The sequence below is a fragment of the Pedobacter cryoconitis genome, assembly GCF_014200605.1.
Lineage (GTDB): Bacteria > Bacteroidota > Bacteroidia > Sphingobacteriales > Sphingobacteriaceae > Pedobacter > Pedobacter cryoconitis_B.
This window is the reverse complement of record NZ_JACHCE010000003.1, coordinates 337,678-361,187: the sequence shown is the minus strand read 5'-3', so window position 1 is coordinate 361,187 and position 23,510 is coordinate 337,678. Positions and strand designations below refer to the sequence as shown.

Below are 23,510 nucleotides of genomic sequence, written 5' to 3'. Positions count from 1 at the left end.
TACAGGTTTCCCTTATGAATGTTAAAAAAATAATAGCTCCAATACTGTTCCTTTTTTGTTTAGTATTAGGTCAGCGTGTTTTTGCTCAAACTAATTATTCTGATGTAAAAGTTGACGAACTTACGGACGTACAAATTCGTCAATTAATACAACGTGCAGAGTCTGTCGGTTATAATGATACACAATTAGAACAAATGGCTGCTGCTCAGGGGATGAAATCTGATGAAGTTACTAAGTTAAGGGCCCGTGTAGAAAAAATCAGGAAAAGTGGCAATAATGAGAATAAAGCGGCCAATCAAAATTCTTCTGATGAGTTCTCAAATAGAAATTATAATGCTCCTGATTCAGCGAATAACAATAATCTCGCTGATAAGAAAAATGATCAGAGAGATATTTTTGGAAATATTATTCCTAAAATTTTTGGGGCTGAATTGTTCAAAAATAATGATATAAAGTTTGAGCCAAATTTAAGGATGGCAACTCCTAAAAGTTATATTATCGGTCCTGACGATCAATTGTTAATTGATCTGACAGGTGATAATGAGGCAAACTATAAGTTGCAGGTAAGTCCTGAAGGAACTATTCGCTTACAATATGTCGGTCTGATTGCTGTTGGTGGAATGTCTATTGAGCAGGCTACGTCTAAAATACGTACCGCGATGGCAGGGACTTATCCGAGTTTAAGAACCGGCAGAACAAATGTCACAATTAATCTGGGTAATATAAGGAGTATCAAAATTACTATTCTGGGAGAGGTTGTTAAGCCCGGATCTTATACTTTATCATCCTTATCTACAGTTTTTAATGCGTTAAATGCCTCTGGTGGACCTAATCAGAATGGGTCATTCAGAAAGATACAGGTTATACGTAATAACAAAGTTGTATCTACTATAGACGTTTATAATTTTCTTCTAAAAGGAATACAGACCGGAAATATTCGTTTGCAGGATCAGGATGTAATTAATATTCCTGTCTATCAAACAAGGGTTGAGATGTCTGGAGAGGTGAAAAGACCAGCACTTTACGAAATATTAAGTAATGAGTCTTTAGAAGATGTTATCAATTTCGCAGGTGGATTCTCAAATAAGGCCTATACTGCTAAAATCAAGGTTTTACAGAATACAAACAAAGAAAGACGGATAACTGATGTAAGTGCTGATCAGTTTAATAAATATTATCCTCTTAATGGAGATAAATACTTAGTGGAAACGATTCTGGATCGTTTTGCGAATAGGGTAGAAATTAATGGGGCTGTATTCCGTCCCGGACAATATGAATTGGAAAGTGGGTTAACTCTTAAACAACTTATACAAAAGGCAGATGGTTTAAAAGAAGATGCCTTTTTAAGCAGAGGTTATATTTCAAGATTAAATCCAGACAATAGTCTGGCTTTACTATCATTTGATGTAGATAAAATTCTCAAAGGAACAGAGCAGGATATTCCTTTGAGAAGAGAAGATAAGGTTACTATCTCTTCAATATTTGATTTGCGTGAAGAATACAAGGTTGATATTAAAGGTGAGGTCAGGTTACCGGGTGTATTTGATTATGCTGAGGGAATGACACTTGAATCTTTAATTCAGATGGCTGGTGGTTTTAAGGAAGGGGCCACTCCAAACCGTATTGAGATTGCAAGAAGAATAAAAGATAGCGATGCTAGTTCCATCTCTGCGAAAACTGCTGAGGTATTAAATGTGAATATCTCGAAAGATTTAAAATTGCAGGATTCCACTTTTGTATTACAGCCATTCGATATTGTATCGATAAGAAGTTCTGAAGGATATCAGGTTCAACAGCAGGTAAAGATTGAAGGAGAGGTTCTTTATCCTGGTATTTATACGATTACAAGAAAAGACGAAAGGATTTCTGATATAATTAAAAGAGCAGGTGGACTTACCGTTCTTTCTTTTGCTGAAGGTGCCTCTCTGAAAAGACCTGGACCTGATAAGGTAGAAGGTGATGACTTAAAAGATAAAAATGGAAAACTTCTTAACGGAAAATCTTTAAGTACTTCAAATAAAAATGCTATTGATAAGAAAGAAGAAGAACTGCAGAAATTAGCTAACCTAAAAAGGTTGCAAGGTGTAGGTGTACAAGATACTGCTCAATTGATTCAGGAAGTTAAGATTTTAGGGAGTGACCTTGTAGGTATTGATTTAGTGAAAATTTTGAAAACTCCAGCTTCGAAGTTCGATCTGTTAGTGGAAGATGGGGATATAATCAGAGTACCAAAGCAATTGCAGACTGTAAGAGTTACTGGTGAGGTTCTTAGACCAACTAATATCGTTTACAGTTCTAATAAGAGTATGAAGCAGTATATTAATGGTGCTGGAGGATTCACTTATAATGCAAATAAGAAGAGTGCATATATTCAATATGCAAATGGATCTGTAGATGCGGGCAGTAAATTTTTGTTTTTCAATAACTATCCGCGTGTTAAGCCGGGAGCGGAGATTTTTGTACCTAAACAAGCTCCAAGAGAGAAGATTGGCATACAGGGGATAGTAGGAATTTCGACTGCTCTGGCTTCCTTGGCTGCTATATTAATAACTGTTTTACGTAAATAGTTAACAATATAACCTTAAGTGGTTAGTGAAATTTTTAATTAAAGAATAATGAGCTTGTAAAAGCAGAATATGGAAGAGAAAAGTACCAGTTATAATGAGCAGTCGGATGAAATTTCTATGAAGGAACTTCTCCTGAATATCCAGGAATGGTATAAAAATATGTTATCCAAATGGCTCATTATCGTTTTGTTTGGCTTACTTGGTGGCTTACTTGGATTTGTTTATGCATATTATAAAAAACCTGTATTTACTGCTTCAACAACTTTTGTTCTGGAAGAATCTGGATCAGGAGGTGCTTTAGGTGGCTTAGGTGGGTTAGCCTCAATGGTTGGAGTAGACATCGGCGGTGGCGGAGGTGGAATATTTCAGGGAGATAATATCTTAGAATTATATAAATCCAGAACCATGATTGAAAAGACTCTTTTAACAGAGGCTACATACGACGGGAAAAAAGATTTATTGGTTAACTGGTATATCTCATTTAATAAACTTAGAGAAAACTGGAAAGAGAAACCTCTCTTAAAAAACCTTCAATTTAATAATCAGAAACAATCCTCACCTGTTACATCACGTCTTCGGGATAGTGTTTTGTCGACAATCGTTTCTGATATCAATAAAAATTACCTGACTGTATCTAAGGAAGACAAAAAACTAAGTATCATCGATGCTAAAGTGAAATCTAAGAGTGAATTCTTTTCCAAAGCTTTTAATGAAACGATAGTAAAGAATGTGAACGATTTTTATGTGCAGACAAAAACGAAAAAATCGATGCACAATATAGCTGTCTTGCAAAAGAAGACGGATTCTGTTCGTGCTGTAATGACAGGTGCAATTTATTCGGCAGCAGGGATAACTGATGCTACCCCAAATCTTAATACGACAAGACAATCACAACGTGTAGCTCCTGTACAACGATCACAATTCACAGCAGAAACTAACAGAGCTATTCTGATTGAATTAACGAAGAACCTTGAGTTGACCAAAATGAGCTTGTTAAATGAAACACCATTGATTCAGGTAATTGATGAGCCAATTTATCCCTTGCCTAAAGAACAATTTGGGAAATTAAAAGGTATTATATTAGGTGGATTGATCGCAGGTATATTAACAGTTATTTTCATAACAATTAGGACAATTTTAAAAAATATTATAAGTGAATAAACATTATATCGCAATAGTAGGTTTAGGTTATGTTGGTCTGCCTCTGGCTATAGAATTTGCCAGAAAGTATACCGTTTTGGGATTTGACATTAATGTAAACAGGGTTCAGGAACTATCCAGAGGAGAGGACCGGACAAGAGAAGCTGATTTAGAAACATTAGAAGATGTTCTGAGTTTAAAAGGTGATAAAGGGCTAAAATTTTCTTCAGATACAAAGGATCTGGTTGATCCTAACATATACATTGTAACTGTACCAACTCCGATTAATCAGTTTAAATCGCCTGATCTTACCCCTTTAATTAAAGCTTCGGAAATGATTGGAAAGGTTTTGAAAAAAGGTGATATCGTCATCTACGAATCAACTGTTTACCCTGGTTGCACCGAAGAAGATTGTGTACCTGTTCTGGAAAAGTATTCCGGGTTGATATATAATGTAGATTTCTTCTGTGGTTATTCTCCTGAAAGGATTAATCCGGGTGATAAAATTAATACATTAACCAAGATCAAGAAAGTGACTTCGGGCTCCACACCGGAAATTGCTAATGTGGTTGATGATTTATATGCAAGCATCATTACTGCGGGTACACATAAAGCGCCAAGTCTGAAAGTTGCAGAAGCTTCAAAGGCGATTGAGAATGCACAAAGGGATGTAAATATTTCGTTTGTAAATGAATTAGCATTGATCTTTGATCGGATAGGAATTGATACTACCGATGTAATTGAGGCTGCAGGAACTAAATGGAACTTTCTTAAATATAAACCAGGACTTGTTGGTGGACATTGTATAGGCGTTGATCCATACTACCTTGCTCATAAAGCAGAATCATTAGGTTATCATCCTCAGGTCATCTTATCGGGGAGAAGAGTAAATGATAACATGGGAATGTTTGTTGCTAATAAGGTGATTAAACTAATGATCCACAAAGGACACAAGATACAGGGAGCAAAAGCATTAATCTTAGGCGTAACATTTAAAGAGGATTGTCCTGATATCAGAAATTCAAGAGTTATTGATATTTATACAGAGCTAAAACAGTTTGGTTTAGAGGTTGATGTTTATGATCCTCATGCGAATGCTGTTGAAGTTGAAAAAGAATATAAAATAAACCTGGTTGGTGATATGAATAATCAATACGATGCGATTGTACTGGCTGTTAGTCATAAAGAATTTTTAGAACTGAATTTGAAAGAATTGAGAAATGGACATAACACTGTAATCTTTGACACTAAATCTTGTTTGGACCGTAATTTAATTGATGCCCGTTTATAATGGAAAAAATACATATGGTAGACCTGAAAGGTCAATATTTAAAGATTAAAAGTGAGATTGATGCTGAAATTAAAAGATGTATTGATACAACTGCATTTATAAATGGGCCTCAGGTTGACGAATTTAAAAGTGGATTGTCAGCTTATCTGGATGCCAAACACATCATTACTTGTGCTAATGGTACTGATGCACTTCAACTAGCTCTTATGGCGCTTGAATTGAGTCAGGGAGATGAGGTTATCGTTCCTTCTTTTACTTATGTGGCGACTACTGAAGTCATTGCTTTATTAGGACTGACTCCAGTTATGGTAGATGTTGATCCGGATACATTTAATATTACAGCAGAGCTTATCAAATCTGCTATAACTTCTAAAACAAAGGTGATAGTACCGGTTCATTTATTTGGTCAGTCTGCCAATATGGAAGAGATCATGGCTATCGCTAAGGAATATGATTTATATGTTATAGAAGATAATGCACAAGCCATAGGTGCAACTTATACCTTTTCTGACGGAACTCAACAAAAAGCGGGGACCATCGGGCATATTGGATGTACTTCATTTTTTCCTTCAAAGAATTTAGGTTGTTATGGAGATGGGGGAGCAATATCTACTAATAATGATGAATTAGGTGCGAAACTACAAATGATGGCAAATCATGGACAGGAGCGTAAATATGTTCATAAATATATTGGAATAAACTCGAGACTGGATACTTTACAAGCTGGTATTCTTAAGGTGAAACTGAAATATTTAGATCAGTATTCAGCAGCTAGATCAGCGGTTGCCAGTTATTATGACAATAGCCTGGCCGAAATTGCTGAAATCCAGATACCACAGCGTAATCCACAGTCTACTCATGTTTTTCATCAGTATACGATTCTTGTTAAGAACAATAAACGTGATGATTTAAAGAAATTCCTTGAAGCTAAAAATATACCTTCAATGATTTACTATCCTATTCCGTTGAATCAGCAGGCGGCTTTTAAAATGATTAGTAAAGTTGTTGGTGATTTAAGTGTCTCCAGTAATTTGTGTGCCTCAGTTTTATCGTTACCAATTCACACGGAAATGGAAACCAAAACTCAGGACTATATCATCCAGACAATTAAAGAATTTTATGCTCAGTAAAGTGAAATATAAAGCTCATGAAACAGCTGTCATAGATGCTGGCTGTGAAATTGGAGATGGAACCAGTATCTGGCATTTCTCTCATATTATGACAAATTGCAAAATTGGTGAACAGTGTAATATAGGACAAAATGTGGTGATTTCACCTGAAGTTATTCTTGGAAAGAACGTTAAAGTCCAGAATAACGTTTCTATTTACACTGGTGTTACTTGTGAAGACGATGTTTTTTTAGGTCCATCAATGGTCTTTACCAATGTAATCAATCCGAGAAGTGCAATTAATAGGAGGGACCAGTACGCCAAAACAAAAGTTGGTATTGGAGCTTCAATTGGAGCAAATGCAACTATAGTTTGCGGTCATGATATTGGTAAGTATGCTTTCATTGGTGCGGGTGCTGTAGTAACTAAAACAGTTCCTGATTTTGCATTAGTTGTAGGCAATCCTGCTAAACAGATTGGTTGGGTTGGAGAATATGGACACCGCTTAGAATTTGACGAAAATGGAGTGGCTGTTTGTATAGAGAGCAAGCAAGAATATAAATTAGAGAATCTTATAGTAAAAAGAATAAAGTAATGACTCTGGATAGGAAAATAAAATTTGCTGTTGTTGGCTGTGGCCATATTGGGAAAAGGCATGCTGAAATGATTTCAAGGAATTCTGAAAGTGAGCTTGTAGCTTTAGTAGATGTAAAGGATAAAAGCGTCCTGAACATTGACAGCTATGATGTACCTTTATTTGAAACACTTGAAGATCTTTTTAATTCAGGTATTGAGGTTGATGTTGTAAATATCGCAACCCCAAATGGGTTTCATGCTGTACAAGCTTTAAAGTGTCTTGAGGCTAACAAACATATTGTTGTAGAGAAGCCAATGGCATTGACAAAGCAAGATGCAGAGAAGGTGATTTTTAAAGCTTTACATGTCCATAAATATCTTTTTGCTGTAATGCAAAACCGTTATTCACCTCCATCAGCATGGATTAAAGAATTAGTTGAGAGTGGAAAACTGGGTAAGATTTACATGGTTCAGTTAAACTGCTACTGGAACAGGGATAATCGTTATTATAAGCCAGAAAGCTGGCATGGTAAAAAAGATCTGGATGGTGGAACGCTATTTACACAATTCTCTCACTTTATTGATATTATGTATTGGCTGTTTGGAGATATTCAAAATCTGCAAGCCAAATTTAACGATTTTAATCACCAGAATTTAACAGATTTTGAAGATTCAGGATTTGTTAGTTTCGACTTTACGAATGGTGGGATGGGAAGTATTAACTATTCTACATCTATCTGGGATCAGAATCTGGAAAGCAGCATGACAATTATTGCTGAAAACGGATCTGTGAAGATTGGCGGTCAGTATATGGATAAAGTTGAAGTTTGTCATGTTAAGGACTATGTTATGCCAGACCTGGCCCCAACAAATCCAGGAAATGATTACGGTGCATATAAAGGCTCTGCTGCAAATCATCATTATGTTATAGAAAATATTGTTGATGTTTTAAAAGGCAGAGACTCTATTACAACTAACGCATTGGAAGGATTAAAAGTAGTAGATATTATTGAGAGAATATACGCTTTAAAAAGCTAAGATGATAGAAATTCGCTTATTAAGTACAATAGCTTCTTTTATTGTTAAGCAGCATGAGAAAAGGATTGAAAGGATAAGGCGACAATATCTAAGCAGCTTTGGTCTGGATGGAAATAACATCACTCCGGCCGTACAGATAATCAATATTCATAATGTATCAGTTGGAGAAGGAAGTTATATGAACGGTGGGCATCTCCATGCTGGCAAAGTATCCAGAATAATCATTGGAAAGTGGTGCGCAATTGGTTATAATGTGAGTATAAAAAGTAAAACCCACAATAAAGAAAAACCAACAGGACCTCTTTCGGAAATAGGTGAAGAGCTGGAAAAGGACATAATTATTGGAGATCACGCATGGATTGGTGATAATGTTTTTATCAGAGAAGGTATAACTATTGGAAATCATGTAACCATCGGTGCCAATAGTGTCGTAACCAAAGATGTGCCTGATAACTGTGTTTTTGCCGGAGTACCAGCAAAATTAATTAAAAAAAATAAGTTATAATTTGTTATAAATAGTATCACTCTGGGTCTGTAGAAGTTAAATACGGATTTTTTGTATTGACTTTAAAAGACTTAAAATCAAATTTGAATGAAAAATAATATATTAATAGTTTTTGGAACTAGACCTGAAGCTATAAAAATGGCACCTCTTGTAAATGCCTTAAAGAAAGAAGCCCTTTTTAATGTAAAGGTTTGCGTAACAGCTCAGCACCGCGAAATGTTAGATCAGGTTTTGGATTTTTTTAGTATTATTCCAGATTATGATCTTAATATTATGAAAGCTAATCAAACCCTTCATAGTTTGACTGCTGCAGTGATAGAAGGATTGAAACCTATTCTTGATGATTTTTCTCCTCAATATGTATTTGTTCATGGTGATACAACAACTACAATGGCAGCCAGCTTAGCAGGGTTCTATTCCGGAGCAGAAGTTTGTCACGTTGAGGCAGGATTAAGAACATTTAATAAATATTCTCCTTTCCCGGAAGAAATTAATAGAAAGATTACAGGTGTAATAGCTAATTATCATTTTGCACCTACTCAAATTGCTCAGCAAAATTTATTATCAGAAGGAGTTAAAGCAGAAGATATCATTGTAACCGGTAATACGGTAATTGATTCTTTACTGGAAAGTATGTTGAAAGTAAATAGTGCTTACAGCAACGAGGAAATTGAAGAATTAAAAGGGACACTTTCATTTGAAAAAGATATTGTTCTGGTTACAGGGCATAGAAGAGAAAATCATGGAGATGGATTCCTGAATATATGTAAGGCACTGGAAATGATTAGTAAATTAGACAATGTAGAAATTGTTTATCCGGTTCACCTGAATCCTAATGTTAAGGATGTTGTATTTGAAAAACTATCAAATAATGAGAATATCAAATTGATTAAACCACTTTCATATCCTACATTTCTATGGTTAATGAATAAGTCAAAGATAATTTTAACAGATAGTGGTGGTATACAAGAAGAAGCACCAAGTTTAGGGAAGCCTGTACTTGTTATGCGTGATACAACTGAGAGACCAGAAGCTGTTAGCGCAGGAACAGTATTACTAGTGGGTACTGAAACGAATAAAATATTTGAAGAGTCTAAAAGATTGCTTCAGGACAAAAAGAGCTATGAGGAAATGTCAATGCTACATAATCCATATGGCGATGGTCATGCAGTGAAAAGAATCGTAGAATTTGTTTTAAATAGAGCGTCGAAAAATAGCAATGGTTAAACCCAGGTTAGTTATCTTAAATAGTAATTACCCCAGTGATGAGAATCCATATGGGGATGTATTTGTACATTCGAGATTAAAATATTATCAAGAGGTATTTGATGTAGTTGTTTTAGGTTACAGGCCTATGGATGCCACTACAAATTATGTTTTTGATGGTATTAGTGTTTTTAATTATTCCAGTAAAACCGAGTATGTAAATGCAATTAAAATGAATAAGCCAGATATAATTGGAATTCATTTTGTAGGGGGATGGCTTTATGATGCTTTTTTAAAAGACAATAAAATTCCTGTTATTATTTGGGTGCATGGTGAGGAAGCGCTTGGGTGGTACAGACGGTTATATAATTATGGGCTTAAGACGATTAAAAGCTTTGGCATATTTGCAGTTAAAAATATGTTTCAGCTTTATCATTTGAGAAGGATTATTAACCATTCTAATAAAACGGGGGACATCAAATTTATTTTTGTCTCTGCCTGGATGAAAAGAATTACAGAGACAGATACCTTTTCTAAAATTAATTACTTTGATGTAATTCCAAACCCAATTGATACGGATCTTTTTAATTATGTTCCCAAGACTGAAGAACAGTCGAAAAAGGTTCTCCTGATCCGATCTTTTCAAACCAATAAATATGCGAATGATATTGCTGCTGAAGCAATCCTTCTCTTAAGCCGTAAAAAAATATTTCAGGAACTGACATTTGACCTTTATGGGAAGGGGAAGCTTTTCAATAAGCTGACCGATCCGTTGAAGGACTTTAGTAATGTTCATCTTCACAATCATTATATCTCAAATAAAGATATTCCTACTGTGCATAAACAATATGGAATTTTCTTATGTCCTACAAGGCAGGATGCTCAGGGGGTTTCCATGTGCGAAGCTATGTCCAGTGGTTTAATCCCTATAACATCTGATAATACAGCGATTCCTGAATTCGTAGAACATCTGACAAGTGGGATGTTAACAAATAATGCTGAAGAAATTGCCAATTCAATTGAGCAGCTTGCGCTTGATTATGAGCTATATAAAAAGATTTCTGCACAAGCTTCTGAACGAATTAAAATTAAGTCCGGACATAAGTTTGTAGTTGAAAAGGAAATAAATCTTTTGGTAAATACTATTGCTAAATGAAGTTAATTAAATCCTTTGCCAAATTCTCTATAGGAGTCTGGATACAGGCGGTTTTATCGCTTATTAGTACGCCTATAATGGCGTGGTACATTACACCAGATGATTTTGGTAAAGCTTCCATGTTTATTTTAGCTTACAAACTCGTATTTAATGTCATTCTGTTAGGAGCAGATCAGGGATTTGCGAGATATTACAATGAGGACCCTTCTCCAGTTAAATTATTAAGGGCTGCATTGCTTCCCGTCATTGTTATGGGGGGACTTGTAATTGCGATTTTAGAATTATTCAGAGGTCAATTTTCAACACTCCTATTTGGTAATATAGATCATTCTGGATTAATCCACTTATTGTCTGTTACTATAATTACCGGTGTGTTATTGCAGCTTGGGGTAGCGATGATCAGAATGCAATCTAACGCATTAAAATATTCTGTTATCCAAATTTCCCAGGCCATACTAAACTTTGTATTTGTAATTGGATATGCAAAATATGTAACAAGGGATTTTAGTGCAGTAATATTCGGACTTGTATTTTCTCAGGTGATCGGGTTAATAATAACCATATTTTATAATTATAAAATATGGTTTTCTGCCTTGGGTGGAGTTCTTATCATTGATAAGAAAAAGATAAGGACAATTCTAATTTATAGTTTGCCTTTTGTGCCAACATTTTTACTGGATTGGGTATTTCAGGGAGCTGACAGGACTTTTTTAAGGATATACAGTGATTTTACGCAAATTGGGTTGTACGCGACAGCTGCAAAAATAGCCTTTAGTTTAAATATTATTCAATCTGGCTTTACAGCATTCTGGCTCCCTTTTTCATTAGAAAAGTATAATAACCATCCAGAGGACACAAAAATTTATTCTACTATTTTCAATGTATTGGTATTGGTTTTTGGGGGCTTGATTCTTGGGCTCATATTATTCCAGAAGGTTATTCTTCTTTTATTGCCTGCAACTTATGATGGAATTTTAACCGTATTCCCGATATTACTTTTTATTCCCATGTTATATACCCTTTCTGAAGTAACTGTTGTTGGCGTAAACTATAAAGCTAAAACTGTTCAGCATCTTTATGTAATCATATTTTCAGTAATTGCGAATATAATTATTGCATATCTTCTCACTCCTGTATGGGGAGCTAAAGGCGCAGCCATGGCTATGTTTGTTGGGTACATCGTGTTCTTCTGCTGCAGAACTTTTTTTGGAATTAAAAACTATTACATCCACTTTGATATAAAAAGGTTTATTTTTGCATTTATATTAATCTTAATACCAGTAATCTTGACTGTATTTACTAATAATAATAATTTATATCTGCTCTCTATTATTAGTATCGCTGTATTATTGAGGATGTACATAACTGATCTTAAATCAATAAGGACGATATAGACCCATTTATATGATTGGAATAATAAATTACGGCCTTGGAAACTTAGGCTCAATAAAAAATATGTTGAGTTACCTGGGGCATGACTCAATGATTATCGATAATCCATCTTATTTAAATCAGGTATCAAAGCTTATTTTACCTGGCGTTGGGGCATTTGATACTGGAATGAATTCTTTAACAGATAATGGCTGGCTTGATCTGCTAAATGAAAAAGTACTGGTAGAAAAGATGCCCGTACTTGGAATTTGTTTAGGAATGCAATTAATGACAAAATATAGTGATGAAGGTCAGACAAAGGGATTAGGATGGATTGATGCAAAGGCTAAGAAATTCAAGTTTGAGCCTGATTCCGGACTTAAAATCCCGCATATGGGCTGGAACACCGTTACTCCTTTTACCTCATCTGTTCTTCATCATGGTTTATTGGAACTTGAGGAAATAAAATATTACTTTGTCCATTCTTATTATATTGAAGTTGAGAATGCTAAAGACTGTATTTTCTCCTGTAATTATGGAATACCATTTTGTGCAGCATTTCAAAATGATAATATCTTTGGAGTTCAGTTCCATCCGGAGAAAAGTCATAAGTTTGGATTTAGTTTATTAAATAATTTTGCAACTCTTTAAATTGATCTGATGTTAAAAACGAGAGTTATACCGTGTTTATTATTAAGAGATGAGGGGTTGGTCAAAACCCAGAAATTTAAAGACTCCAAGTATGTGGGGGATTCAATTAATGCAGTTAAGATCTTTAATAAGAAAGAAGTAGATGAGTTAATATTCATTGATATTGATGTTTCAAAAAACAATGGAGAACCCAATTGGGAAATTATAAAAGATTTAGCCTCTGAATGTTTTATGCCCCTGGCATATGGGGGAGGTATAAAATCTTTAGAACAAATTGAATATTTATTAAAAATAGGTGTTGAAAAGGTTGTTATTAATCATAAAACTTTAGAAGACCCTGATTTTATAAGGAAGGCGGTACAATATTTTGGATCTTCAACTATTGTATGTGCTGTTGATATTAAAAAGAACTTCTGGGGTAAGTATCTTGTTTATGATCATGTCAAGGGGAAACTTACTGATATTGCTGTAATTGACTATGTTAAGGCAATTGAGGAAATGGGGGCCGGAGAAATATTTGTCAATAATGTGGATAGAGAAGGAACTTATTCAGGTTTTGATCTGGACATTATCAAAAGCGTAACCTCAGCTGTAAATATTCCGGTAATTGTTTGTGGCGGTGCATCAAAGTTATCAGATATAAGTCTGGCTGCAAATGCAGGAGCTTCTGCTGTTGCAGTTGGAAGTCTTTTTATATTTCAAGGCCCGCACAGAGCAGTATTAATATCATATCCTACCCAAAAAGAACTAAAAGAGATTATTTAAAGATAGAATTCATGAATAAGAGTGAAGTTGTTTGTACATGCTGTGTAATGGATACCACAGATCCTGAGATTGTTTTTGATCAGGAGGGAGTATGTAATTATTGTCGTTACCTGGAAAATGTACTGCCTTTATACCATTTTAGTAAAGAGCAGGAAGTAACTAACCTGGAACGGATTATCAAAGAGATTAAAGAAGGAAGCAATACTAAGTATGATTCTGTTATTGGTCTGAGTGGAGGTGTTGATAGCTCATATGTTGCTTATCTAGCTCATAAAAGTGGATTGAATCCTCTCTGTGTACATTTTGATAATGGCTGGAATTCTGAAATTGCAGTATCAAATATTAAAAAGATAGTTGATAAATGCGGGTTCGATTTGGAAACATATGTCATCAACTGGCCAGAGTTTAAAGATTTGCAGCGTGCATTTTTTAAAGCCGGGGTCCTGGATATTGAGATGTTAACAGACCATGCTATTATGGCGACGATGTTTAACTTAAGAAAAAAACATAACATAAAATATGTTTTGTCTGGCGTAAACATAAGAACGGAAAACGGAATGCCTAATGCGTGGCTTTGGAGAAAACAAGATCTTGTAAACATCAAAGATATTCACAAAAAATTCGGGTCTGTTCCACTTAAAGAGTTCCCTACACTTAGCTCTTTAGGTTTCAAGATAAAAAAGATGTTAGGATGGGGTGGGAAATATGTGGAAATCCTTAATAATATAAACTATTCAAAAAAGGAAGCAATGAAAACTTTAGCTTCGGAGTTTGGATGGGAATATTATGGTGGTAAGCACTACGAGTCCGTATTTACCAGGTTTTATCAGGCCTATATCTTACCATTTAAATTTAATGTGGATAAGCGTAAAGTACATTTGTCATCATTGATCAGAAGTGGTGAAATCACAAGAGACGAAGCGTTGATTGAATTAGGGAAGCCACTTTATGATCCTCAGGAACTAAAAAGGGACCGTCAGTATGTAACTAAGAAATTAGGGTTTACGGAAGATGAATTTGAGAAGATGATGAATGAAAAGCCTAAATCCCATTTAGACTATAAAAGTGATGAATGGATTATTCAACTCTGGCTTAAGTTGATGGGTAAGAAAAAAATGAGTTAATTTTTTGATTATAAATATGTCATCGGAGAAGCAGAACAACAGGCATTCAATTATTTCGCTATTTGGCTACGCGTGTTATATGCTGGTGAAAAACTTATTTGAAATCCCTCCGTATAAATTAAATATAGTAGGTAGTTTAAGAATCTTTTTTGCCAGGTTATACATACGGAGTTGTGGTAAAGGGGTGGCAATAGAAAGAGGGGCAAGCTTTAGTAGGAAATTGACTCTTGGAGATCATTCCGGGGTAGGAAGAAATGCCTGGGTCAGAGGTGAAGTTACCATTGGTAATTATGTTTTAATGGCACCAAACGTTGTTATTTTGACTCAGAATCATATTTTTGACCGTATTGATATTCCGATACTTGAGCAGGGAACCACAGCAGAGAAGCCAGTAGTCATAGAAGACGATTGCTGGATTTGTCAGAACGTAATTATACTTCCTGGCATAACTATTGGTAAGGGTTCAGTCATTGCAGCGGGTGCAGTTGTTACTAAAAATGTTGCACCTTATTCAATTATGGGTGGAAATCCAGCAAAACTAATAAAACACAGAGGTTGAAAGATATAGATTTAGCAATTATTGTATTCTCAGATTTAAACTCAAGCAGTGGTGGAGTGGAGACTTGGCTGAATCTTTTTCTGGAAGAAATAAATCTTAACAGAGATCAGTATAATAATGGGACAATACACATTTATCATTATGAAAGGGCGTATTTGAAGAATCCTGTAGGAGCTGATCTGGATTTTGTTAAGCTTCATCCTCTTAAAATTGATATGGAGGTAAAAGGGTTGTTGGGCAATCTTATAACCTTATATAAATTCCATTCTTTTGCTATTAAACACTTAAAAGCTAATCAAGAAGTAATCCCGTTTACCATTTCAATTGGAAGTTATCCAAGTGGGATTTTTGACTGGGTGATTTTAAAATTACTCTGTTTCAGAAAAAAGACAAAACACATTATCTGGTTAAGAACAACGCTAAAAAAATATATTAAGACGCATCAGTCAAGAATATTTTCAAGATCTATTTTATGGCTGGAACAGAAGGCCCTGAAAGATGCGGATATAATTATATCTAATGGTTGGGATACCAGGGTTAATTATCTGGAAGATTATAATATTAATTCAGTTGTCATTCCTAATGCCATTAAACTGGAGCGGTATCAAAATTCCAAATCTTTGTCTGCTTTAAGTGAGCCGGTTAAAATTGCTTTTATAGGCAGATTTTTTGAAAATAAAGGTATTTTTAATTTTGTTGAAGCCATCAGAATATTTAATATAAGCTATCCGGATTTAATAGACAGAGTAAAATTTGTTTTTATAGGATGGGGGGAAGAGTCGGTAGAAACGTTTGCATCAGAGACAAAGAATTGTGACTTTATTGGTAAGGTCGCTAATGAAAAGATGTTAACTTATCTGGACGATATTTTTTGTGGTGTTGCATTAACAAAGTTTAGTGATGATGAGGCAGGTGGTAGTGGGGTCTCTAACGCTTTATTGGAATTGATGGGTTCCGGCCGTGCTATTATAGCTTACGATAATCCTATTTTTCGTCAGTTTCCCGATGCTGATTTTATGATCTATTCTCCTGAGAATGATGATGCTGAATTAGCCGCTAACTTTGCAAAACTGGTACTCAATAAGGATATGTATATTGTAAATGGGACAAAGGCCAGGGAATATTCTCAATCGTTCTCTATTTCGTCTCATGTTAATTCTTTCTTTAAATTGCTAAATGAAAACATGAAATGAGATGGAGTGTCAACAGGCACCTTATACTGGACAAGGTTTTTCTTTTTGTTATAGTCATACTAGTTCCAATATTTGATAGTGCTACAGGATTTTTAGTACGTGGAGAAACGATGTCTACATCGTCCGGCGGTCTTGGAACACCTTCTCAATTGATCAGGTTTGTGATAATAGGTCTATCTATTTTATTGATCAAATCTAAAAGCAGATACATCATACTATTACTCGCTTCTTTATATTTAATTATTATCGAAAGTGGATCTTTTATAGCACATGGAAGTCTTCAGGGATATCTGATAGGGGTGGTTTTCGCCTATAAGTTCATTTTTTCAACGTTTGTTTTTTTTGCACTAGACAAAGTTTTTAAAGATCTTAATTATACTGAAAAAGACATCATAAAGTTTATTTATAAATCTCTTTTAGTATTGTGCATATCGTTTGTTTTAGGAGACGTCATTGCCTTAAAAGTTGGAATTTCTGAGAGTTTCTTTCGCTCTTCCGGATTATTCTCATCTGGAAATGGTTTAGGAGTACTGTTAGGAGTTTGCTCTATGATTATGCTTTACGGGTCCAGAATGGGATACCTGAACAGACGTATTCATAAGGTTATTTATCTACTGAATTTATTCTGTTTGCTTCTTATTTCAACTAAAGCGAGTGGGATCTTTTTGGTGATTAATTTGGCTTTTATCATTGGGAAACTACCTGTTTATTACAAGATATTGGTAGGCATAATCGTAACTATAGTGCTTGTCGTGTTCTATACAGAGATTATAAATATCCTGAGTGTAGCATTTGAGCTGGTGATTTTTAGGTTCGAAAATAAATCGTCATGGATGAACTTTATATTCAGTGCTAGAGAGGACTATATCGATAATGCATTCAATAGCTTTAATCAGTCAGGGTGGAAAGTATTCCGGATTATATTTGGGGCAGGCTCATTTTTATCTTACGAGTTACCATCAGATTTTACCATGAAATATAAGATGATGGAAATGGACTCTTTCGATACGTTCTTTATGTATGGCGTTTTGGGAATGATGGTTTATTTATACTTGATGTTTTATTGTATTATCGGAGCATATAGAAAGAATAAAATGTTAGGTGTAACAACGATTGCTTTGTTCTTGCACTCTATGGTTGCGGGCCATACCATGTATAATGGTCTATCCGCAATGGGAGTTGTATTTATGATATTATTAATAAATAGTAAAAAGCATGTTTATAAGGCTGTGCCTGAGAAACAACTGCTTGTAGCAAATGCATAATTTAATTTAAATTAGTTGAAAGGATAATCATTAAATGAGTATAAAAATTTTATTTCAATCTAGAAAAAGCCTTTTTGAGGCACCAGGTGGCGACACGATACAACTTCATAAAACCAAAGAGTATTTGGAAAAATTGGGGCTTCAAATTGATATTTCAATTGAATTAGAACCTGATTTATCTGGATATGACATGGTTCATATTTTCAATTTAATGCGGGGGCAGGAAACTTTATTACAAGTTCTTAATGCTAAAAAGCAGAATAAAAAGGTTGCTTTATCAACTATTTATGGGCTTTATACTGAGTTTGATAAGAAAGCAAGAGGGGGTAAAGCACAAAAGATCTTTAAGTATTTAAATCCTTATCAGATTGAATATGTAAAAGTAATTGCACGTGCAGTGTTTGGGAATGAATTCCATTTAGGAACAATATCAGTATTGTTTCGGGGGTATTACAAGACCTTAAAGAAGATTTGTGAGCATGTAGATGTCTTTCTGCCAAATTCTAATACAGAAATGGATAGAATAATTCGTGATTTCAAGTTGCAGTCGCCTAAGTTTGTGAATGTTCCGAATGCTGTAGATGTTGCCTTATTCAAGGACGATGTTGTGATCAGTGAAAAATATGCACACCTGGAAGGATGTGTACTTTCTGCTGCCAGAATTGAAGGTAGAAAATGTCAGCTTGAATTAGTGCAGGCATTGAAAGGATCTCCTTACAAACTCGTGTTAGTAGGCAAGGCTGCCAAATATCATCAAAAGTATTACGACCTTATTAAAGAAGAAGCTGGTGATAATGTGGTATTTATAGAGCATCTTACTCAGGAAGAACTTGTTCAGCTTTATAAACTTAGTAAAGTTCATGCGCTGGTAAGCTGGATGGAAACACCAGGTTTATCTTCATTAGAAGCCGGAATTATGGGCGCTAACGTAGTGATTACAGACAAGGGTGACACAAGAGCTTATTTTGAGGATATGGCTTTTTATTGCGAGCCTGATGATGTTCAATCTATTAGAAATGCAATCGATAAAGCTTATGCTGCTGCACCAAATGCAGAACTGAAGAAGAAAATAATTGAGAATTATACCTGGGAAAATACAGCGAAAGCTACCCTGGCAGGGTATAAAATGATTCTTGATTTTAATAACTAAACTAATAACTGCTGAAAATAATATGAAATTGAAAGTTGCAATAATTGGAACAAACGGCTTGCCTGGGAGATATGGCGGGTGGGATCAGTTATTAAATCATTTAACGATAAATTTAAGAGATAAATTCTCATTCATTGTATATACAAGTTCTCATGATGCCGTAAAGGGTTTAAAAGAATATAATGGAGCTCAACTTAAGATAGTTCCATTAAAGGCTAATGGGATGCAAAGTGTATTATATGATATTGTCTCTTTAATACATGCGGCTTTTAAATATGATGTTCTGATTGTATTGGGTACTTCAGGATGTATTTTTCTACCTTTTATCAGGTTGGCGGGAAAAAAAATTATATTGAACCCTGACGGTGCGGAGTGGAAAAGAGGAAAATGGAGTAAGCCAATTAAATGGTTTCTGAAGGTATCTGAAAGTTTCGGAATAAAATATTCTGATGTTGTTGTGTCTGATAATAAGGTAATACAGGAATATATTAAAGATACTTATCATAAAGATGCAGAACTTATTGAATATGGTGGAGACAATGCTTCTCCTGTTTTATTAAGTTCGAAAACAGCCGGAGATTATGGTATTACTGCGCTTAATTATGCTTTCAAAGTTTGTCGGATAGAACCTGAAAACAACATAGACTTAATTTTAGAGGCATTTAAAGATAGTAAAGTGAAATTCATTTTAGTTGGTAACTGGAATTTCAGTAGTTATGGGAAAAACCTGAGAGCACAGTATGCAAATCATGCTAATTTGAACTTACTGGACCCTATTTATGATCAGAAAACGCTTGATGAATTACGTGGGAATTGCGGGTTATATATCCATGGACATAGTGTTGGAGGGACCAACCCTTCTTTAGTTGAAGCCATGAACCTTGGACTTTGCTGTGTGGTTTTTGATGTAAACTACAATAGAGAAACAACTGAGAATTCTGCTGTTTATTTTAAAACTGCAAATGAATTAAAAGCAGTAGTAAATAACTATGAAGCAGGGGCATTCGATCCGGTTATTTATAGGGAGAAAATGAAGGAAATTGCTAAAAGGAGATATTACTGGAGTCTGATTACAGAGAAATATGCTTCAGTTATTGCTAAATAGAGGCTTAAAATATCAATTCCTTCAATAACAAGCACACTAATTGATAAATTTCATTTTCAACTGATCAAGACAATTATAATGACTATACACCTAACTGGCTCTTCGGGTTTTGTGGGATTAAATTTAAAGCCCTTTTTAGAAAAGAAAGGTCTGTCTGTTAGTGCGCTGAATTTAAGAGGTGAATGGCAGAAAGAGGTCTTTGAAACGAATGATTGTATTATTCATCTTGCTGGAAAGGCGCATGATTTAAAAAACACATCAGTTTCCGCGGATTATTATAATATCAATTACGAATTGACAAAAGAACTTTATGATAAGTTTTTGATCTCAGCTTCCGACAGATTTATTTTTATCAGCTCAGTAAAAGCTTCCGCAGATTCGATTGATGAAATTCTTACTGAACAACATTCGCCGGATCCTAAAACTCATTACGGGAAATCGAAACTGATGGCTGAACAGTATATTGAGGCACAGCCTTTACCTGCTGGCAAATCTTATTATATTCTCAGGCCTTGTATGATCCATGGTCCTGGAAATAAGGGTAATTTAAATTTACTTTATAAATTTATACAAAAGGGTATTCCTTATCCTTTGGCTGCTTTTGAAAATAGACGTTCTTATTTGAGTATAGACAATTTGTGCTTTTTGATTTCTGAATTGATTAACCAAAAAGATGTACCTGTAGGAATATATCATGTAGCGGATGATTATGCATTATCAACAAATGAGGTTGTTTCTATTTTAGCAGATTCTATGGACAAGAAAGCCAGGTTATGGCATATTTCATCGGGTCTAATTTTTTGGATGGCCCGTATAGGAGATAAATTAGGTCTTCCATTAAACTCGGAGCGTTTAAAAAAGCTTACAGAAAATTATGTTGTTAGCAACACAAAAATAATTAGTGCCTTAAACTCAAAGCTTCCCCTATCTTCTGTAGAAGGCCTGAAATTAACTGCAAAATCATTCAAAATATAGCTATACTATACCGTTAATACACAGTGAAATGATGATATATTTAATATTTGTGATTCTCTTTTTTATTGTAATGCTTCTTTATTTCAAGGTTGCAGAACGCTATAATATTATAGATCGTCCAAACGAACGGAGTTCTCATAAAGAGCTTACCATTAGAGGTGGGGGCATTATTTTTCTGTTCGCTGCTTTAATGGCTGTTATTTTACATACAGAATTCTGGATACCTGTGATTGCTATGTTTATTATTGGAATTATTAGTTTTATTGATGACCGGATCACTTTATCAGGTAAGATTAGAATTATCTTCCATCTGGCAGCAGTTACATTACTTTTTGTTTTCTTAAACATATTCCAAATATTTGATTGGTGGGTAAGTGTAATAGGTTATGTTTTAGTAATAGGTATTATTAATGCTTATAACTTTATGGACGGAATCAACGGTATTACAGGAGTTTATAGTCTTATTGTTTTATGTGGATTACAGTATTTAAATCTTCAGATTTTTAATTTCATTCATCCGGACATGATCTGGTTGCCAATATTAGCTTCTTTGGTTTTTTTATTTTTCAATTTTAGAAAGAAGGCAAAATGTTTTGCAGGGGATGTTGGAAGTGTAACTATAGCCTTTTGGATTATCTTTCTCTTATTAAAGCTGATGTTAATGACAGGAGATTATTCTTATATATTATTTTTATCGGTATATGGTGTTGATTCTGTATTGACTATCCTGCACAGATTAAAATTAAAGCATAATATTTTTGATGCACATAGGTTACATTTTTATCAGATTCTGGCAAATGAACAGAGATGGCCTCAACTACTTATTTCATCAATATATGGTATAATACAATTAGTGATAATTGCTATCATTATATTTTTGCCAGTAAATTTTGCTATTAAATTTTGCCTGACTACGGTTCCACTGGTTATAGCCTATATTTTAATTAAGCCCCGGATGATGGTTATAACTCGCTATTAATATTCTATTTTTAGAGTGTCAGGAATTAATTATTTTGAATAACATATATTTGCCTTATGAACTGTACCAAACTTAAATTTACCTGTTTCATCCTTTTTACGCTCCTCATTAATAAGGCAAATGGTCAATCTGAATTATTACCTATTGGTCATGATCTTAATAACAAACTTATAAAAGAAATATATTTTAATAATTCTAAAAGGAGTCATTCCTCTTTATTGCCTTATGTCGTTAGTGATATTGATAGTACAGGAAAAGATAGTTTATTGAAGAGCCTGATGCCAGAAGAAAAGGACTGGCAGAAGAAAAACTGGTTATTCCGCAAAATTTTTCAGGAGCATCTTGTAGAAGTCAAGGATAAAGATTATTCTTTTTATCTTGATTTTCTACCTGATATGCAAATAGGCAGAGAGGGGAGTAACACGACATGGTTAAATACCAGAGGTGTTGAATTGGGAGGTAAAATAGGAAAGCAATTTTCATTTACCAGTCATTTTTATGAAAACCAGGGTAGGTTTGCACGTTATATGACTGATTATATCAGATCAAATAGAGTAGTTCCCGGACAGGCTTATGCCAAAGAATATGGTACTAATGGATTTGATTATGCTTATTCGGGAGGAACTTTGTCTTATACTCCATCAAAATTTGTGAATTTCCAATTGGGTTATGATAAAAACTTTATTGGAGATGGTTACAGATCTTTATTATTGTCTGATAATACGATGAATTATCCTTTTTTTAAGGTTACTGCAACCTTAGGAAATGTAAGATACATGGCTATGTGGGCTCAATTTATAGATTTATATGATAAACCACTTGATGATGAAACTCCCTTTCCAAAAAAATACGGCCTTTTTCATTATTTAAGCTGGAATGTAAATAAACGACTGAGTGTAGGACTTTTTGAAAACATCATGTGGACTCCAAGGGGATTTGAATTCAGCTATGTAAATCCACTGATGTTTATGAGACCAACTGAATTTGCTAATGGATCTCCTGATAAGGCATTACTTGGATTTAATGCAAGTTATAAGATTGCTGACAGGTACGTGGCTTATGGTCAATTAATGATTAATGAGTTTACATTTAAAGAAGTTTTTGCCAACACAGGATACTGGGCTAACAAACAAGGCGGACAATTAGGGATTAAAGGGTATGACGTTTTTAAAGTTAAGAACCTCAGTCTTCAAATTGAAACTAACAGAGTAAGGCCTTATTCATATTCGGCTACTGATCATTATAAGAACTATGGTCATTATAATCAATCTTTGGCCCATCCTTATGGTGCTAATTTTGCAGAGTACTTAGGTATTGCTAATTATCGGTATAAAAGGTTTGATGTTAGAATGCAATTAACATCGGCTACCTATGGTTTGGATATTAATGGTCTTAATTATGGTAAAGATATTTATAAGTCATATAATACCCGTATTGATGATTATGGAGTAAATATAGGTCATGGATTAAAAACAAATTTATTCTATGCTGACATGAAGCTTGGCTATATACTTAATCCAAAAAATAATCTTCGTTTAGAATTTGGTGCTACTTATAGAAAAGAGTCTAACAGTGAATTCGATAATAGAGAAAAGTTTTTCACGATAGGATTAAGGTCTTCATTTAGGAATTTGTATAGCGATTTTTAGATTTTACAGACACTATGATAGCAAGATGTTCATTTTTTAGGTCATGCTGTCAAAATCAAAGCAAATTTTAAAAATAAAATAACATTATCTTTTTGAGTTGTTTTTTATGAAATAGAAAATTTAAATAGAGTTTTGA

General features: G+C 34.4%; 20 protein-coding genes and 1 pseudogene. All 21 read left to right on the top strand.

Going from position 1 to position 23,510, the window contains the following annotated elements:
• Nucleotides 1-14 precede the first annotated feature (14 nt).
• The 21 genes and pseudogenes from HDE68_RS12320 (at nucleotide 15) to HDE68_RS12220 (ending at nucleotide 23,374) form a co-directional block, all read left to right on the top strand.
• Complete coding sequence (locus tag HDE68_RS12320; protein ID WP_183882305.1) at nucleotides 15-2,567, top strand: SLBB domain-containing protein; 2,553 nt, start codon at nucleotides 15-17, stop codon at nucleotides 2,565-2,567.
• 69 nt (nucleotides 2,568-2,636) lie between these two features.
• Complete coding sequence (locus HDE68_RS12315) at nucleotides 2,637-3,728, top strand: lipopolysaccharide biosynthesis protein (protein ID WP_183882303.1); 1,092 nt, start codon at nucleotides 2,637-2,639, stop codon at nucleotides 3,726-3,728.
• Complete coding sequence (locus tag HDE68_RS12310; protein ID WP_183882301.1) at nucleotides 3,721-4,998, top strand: nucleotide sugar dehydrogenase; 1,278 nt, start codon at nucleotides 3,721-3,723, stop codon at nucleotides 4,996-4,998. The genes HDE68_RS12315 and HDE68_RS12310 overlap by 8 nt, the downstream gene beginning before the upstream one ends.
• Nucleotides 4,998-6,128, top strand: coding sequence for a DegT/DnrJ/EryC1/StrS family aminotransferase (locus tag HDE68_RS12305; RefSeq protein WP_183882299.1), 1,131 nt, complete (start codon nucleotides 4,998-5,000; stop codon nucleotides 6,126-6,128). The genes HDE68_RS12310 and HDE68_RS12305 overlap by 1 nt, the downstream gene beginning before the upstream one ends.
• A complete protein-coding gene (locus tag HDE68_RS12300) occupies nucleotides 6,118-6,702 on the top strand; it encodes an acyltransferase (protein ID WP_221300718.1) in 585 nt (194 codons plus the stop codon). The genes HDE68_RS12305 and HDE68_RS12300 overlap by 11 nt, the downstream gene beginning before the upstream one ends.
• Nucleotides 6,702-7,721, top strand: coding sequence for a Gfo/Idh/MocA family protein (locus HDE68_RS12295; protein ID WP_183882297.1), 1,020 nt, complete (start codon nucleotides 6,702-6,704; stop codon nucleotides 7,719-7,721). The genes HDE68_RS12300 and HDE68_RS12295 overlap by 1 nt, the downstream gene beginning before the upstream one ends.
• A gap of 1 nt (nucleotide 7,722) precedes the next feature.
• Complete coding sequence (locus HDE68_RS12290) at nucleotides 7,723-8,226, top strand: acyltransferase (RefSeq protein ID WP_183882295.1); 504 nt, start codon at nucleotides 7,723-7,725, stop codon at nucleotides 8,224-8,226.
• Between the two features lie 87 nt (nucleotides 8,227-8,313).
• Nucleotides 8,314-9,453, top strand: a complete 1,140-nt coding sequence (gene wecB / locus HDE68_RS12285; protein ID WP_183882293.1) for a non-hydrolyzing UDP-N-acetylglucosamine 2-epimerase — start codon at nucleotides 8,314-8,316, stop codon at nucleotides 9,451-9,453.
• Nucleotides 9,446-10,588, top strand: coding sequence for a glycosyltransferase family 4 protein (locus HDE68_RS12280; protein WP_221300717.1), 1,143 nt, complete (start codon nucleotides 9,446-9,448; stop codon nucleotides 10,586-10,588). The genes wecB and HDE68_RS12280 overlap by 8 nt, the downstream gene beginning before the upstream one ends.
• Nucleotides 10,585-11,982, top strand: coding sequence for a lipopolysaccharide biosynthesis protein (locus HDE68_RS12275; RefSeq protein ID WP_183882291.1), 1,398 nt, complete (start codon nucleotides 10,585-10,587; stop codon nucleotides 11,980-11,982). The genes HDE68_RS12280 and HDE68_RS12275 overlap by 4 nt, the downstream gene beginning before the upstream one ends.
• A gap of 10 nt (nucleotides 11,983-11,992) precedes the next feature.
• Entirely contained in the window at nucleotides 11,993-12,610 is a 618-nt protein-coding gene (gene hisH / locus HDE68_RS12270) for an imidazole glycerol phosphate synthase subunit HisH (RefSeq protein ID WP_183882289.1), read from the top strand.
• A 9-nt stretch (nucleotides 12,611-12,619) separates the two neighbouring features.
• Nucleotides 12,620-13,375 (top strand): AglZ/HisF2 family acetamidino modification protein, encoded by a 756-nt coding sequence (locus HDE68_RS12265; RefSeq protein ID WP_183882288.1) that lies wholly within the window; start codon nucleotides 12,620-12,622, stop codon nucleotides 13,373-13,375.
• A gap of 11 nt (nucleotides 13,376-13,386) precedes the next feature.
• Complete coding sequence (locus HDE68_RS12260; protein WP_183882286.1) at nucleotides 13,387-14,499, top strand: N-acetyl sugar amidotransferase; 1,113 nt, start codon at nucleotides 13,387-13,389, stop codon at nucleotides 14,497-14,499.
• Nucleotides 14,500-14,887: 388 nt separating this feature from the next.
• Nucleotides 14,888-15,058: pseudogene (locus HDE68_RS26700) on the top strand (DapH/DapD/GlmU-related protein); the annotation flags it as partial.
• Nucleotides 15,055-16,251: a glycosyltransferase gene (locus tag HDE68_RS12250; protein WP_183882282.1), complete on the top strand. Its 1,197-nt coding sequence runs from the start codon at nucleotides 15,055-15,057 to the stop codon at nucleotides 16,249-16,251. The pseudogene HDE68_RS26700 and the gene HDE68_RS12250, both read left to right, overlap by 4 nt.
• Nucleotides 16,248-17,516: an O-antigen ligase family protein gene (locus HDE68_RS12245; RefSeq protein WP_183882280.1), complete on the top strand. Its 1,269-nt coding sequence runs from the start codon at nucleotides 16,248-16,250 to the stop codon at nucleotides 17,514-17,516. The genes HDE68_RS12250 and HDE68_RS12245 overlap by 4 nt, the downstream gene beginning before the upstream one ends.
• A gap of 34 nt (nucleotides 17,517-17,550) precedes the next feature.
• Nucleotides 17,551-18,666 (top strand): glycosyltransferase family 4 protein, encoded by a 1,116-nt coding sequence (locus tag HDE68_RS12240; RefSeq protein ID WP_221300716.1) that lies wholly within the window; start codon nucleotides 17,551-17,553, stop codon nucleotides 18,664-18,666.
• Between the two features lie 22 nt (nucleotides 18,667-18,688).
• Complete coding sequence (locus HDE68_RS12235; protein ID WP_183882278.1) at nucleotides 18,689-19,771, top strand: DUF1972 domain-containing protein; 1,083 nt, start codon at nucleotides 18,689-18,691, stop codon at nucleotides 19,769-19,771.
• A gap of 78 nt (nucleotides 19,772-19,849) precedes the next feature.
• Entirely contained in the window at nucleotides 19,850-20,746 is an 897-nt protein-coding gene (locus HDE68_RS12230; protein ID WP_183882276.1) for an NAD-dependent epimerase/dehydratase family protein, read from the top strand.
• Nucleotides 20,747-20,774: 28 nt separating this feature from the next.
• Nucleotides 20,775-21,725: an MraY family glycosyltransferase gene (locus HDE68_RS12225; RefSeq protein WP_260171756.1), complete on the top strand. Its 951-nt coding sequence runs from the start codon at nucleotides 20,775-20,777 to the stop codon at nucleotides 21,723-21,725.
• Nucleotides 21,726-21,781: 56 nt separating this feature from the next.
• Nucleotides 21,782-23,374, top strand: coding sequence for a hypothetical protein (locus HDE68_RS12220; protein WP_183882274.1), 1,593 nt, complete (start codon nucleotides 21,782-21,784; stop codon nucleotides 23,372-23,374).
• The last annotated feature ends 136 nt before the right edge of the window (nucleotides 23,375-23,510 follow it).

What these genes read in the sequence shown, in the direction of transcription:
- HDE68_RS12320 (WP_183882305.1), top strand. Translation starts at nt 15, where the DNA reads ATGAATGTTAAAAAAATAATAGCTCCAATACTGTTCCTTTTTTGTTTA.
- HDE68_RS12315 (WP_183882303.1), top strand. Translation starts at nt 2,637, where the DNA reads ATGGAAGAGAAAAGTACCAGTTATAATGAGCAGTCGGATGAAATTTCT.
- HDE68_RS12305 (WP_183882299.1), top strand. Translation starts at nt 4,998, where the DNA reads ATGGAAAAAATACATATGGTAGACCTGAAAGGTCAATATTTAAAGATT.
- HDE68_RS12300 (WP_221300718.1), top strand. Translation starts at nt 6,118, where the DNA reads ATGCTCAGTAAAGTGAAATATAAAGCTCATGAAACAGCTGTCATAGAT.
- HDE68_RS12295 (WP_183882297.1), top strand. Translation starts at nt 6,702, where the DNA reads ATGACTCTGGATAGGAAAATAAAATTTGCTGTTGTTGGCTGTGGCCAT.
- HDE68_RS12290 (WP_183882295.1), top strand. Translation starts at nt 7,723, where the DNA reads ATGATAGAAATTCGCTTATTAAGTACAATAGCTTCTTTTATTGTTAAG.
- wecB (WP_183882293.1), top strand. Translation starts at nt 8,314, where the DNA reads ATGAAAAATAATATATTAATAGTTTTTGGAACTAGACCTGAAGCTATA.
- HDE68_RS12280 (WP_221300717.1), top strand. Translation starts at nt 9,446, where the DNA reads ATGGTTAAACCCAGGTTAGTTATCTTAAATAGTAATTACCCCAGTGAT.
- HDE68_RS12275 (WP_183882291.1), top strand. Translation starts at nt 10,585, where the DNA reads ATGAAGTTAATTAAATCCTTTGCCAAATTCTCTATAGGAGTCTGGATA.
- hisH (WP_183882289.1), top strand. Translation starts at nt 11,993, where the DNA reads ATGATTGGAATAATAAATTACGGCCTTGGAAACTTAGGCTCAATAAAA.
- HDE68_RS12265 (WP_183882288.1), top strand. Translation starts at nt 12,620, where the DNA reads ATGTTAAAAACGAGAGTTATACCGTGTTTATTATTAAGAGATGAGGGG.
- HDE68_RS12260 (WP_183882286.1), top strand. Translation starts at nt 13,387, where the DNA reads ATGAATAAGAGTGAAGTTGTTTGTACATGCTGTGTAATGGATACCACA.
- HDE68_RS12245 (WP_183882280.1), top strand. Translation starts at nt 16,248, where the DNA reads ATGAGATGGAGTGTCAACAGGCACCTTATACTGGACAAGGTTTTTCTT.
- HDE68_RS12240 (WP_221300716.1), top strand. Translation starts at nt 17,551, where the DNA reads ATGAGTATAAAAATTTTATTTCAATCTAGAAAAAGCCTTTTTGAGGCA.
- HDE68_RS12235 (WP_183882278.1), top strand. Translation starts at nt 18,689, where the DNA reads ATGAAATTGAAAGTTGCAATAATTGGAACAAACGGCTTGCCTGGGAGA.
- HDE68_RS12230 (WP_183882276.1), top strand. Translation starts at nt 19,850, where the DNA reads ATGACTATACACCTAACTGGCTCTTCGGGTTTTGTGGGATTAAATTTA.
- HDE68_RS12225 (WP_260171756.1), top strand. Translation starts at nt 20,775, where the DNA reads ATGATGATATATTTAATATTTGTGATTCTCTTTTTTATTGTAATGCTT.
- HDE68_RS12220 (WP_183882274.1), top strand. Translation starts at nt 21,782, where the DNA reads ATGAACTGTACCAAACTTAAATTTACCTGTTTCATCCTTTTTACGCTC.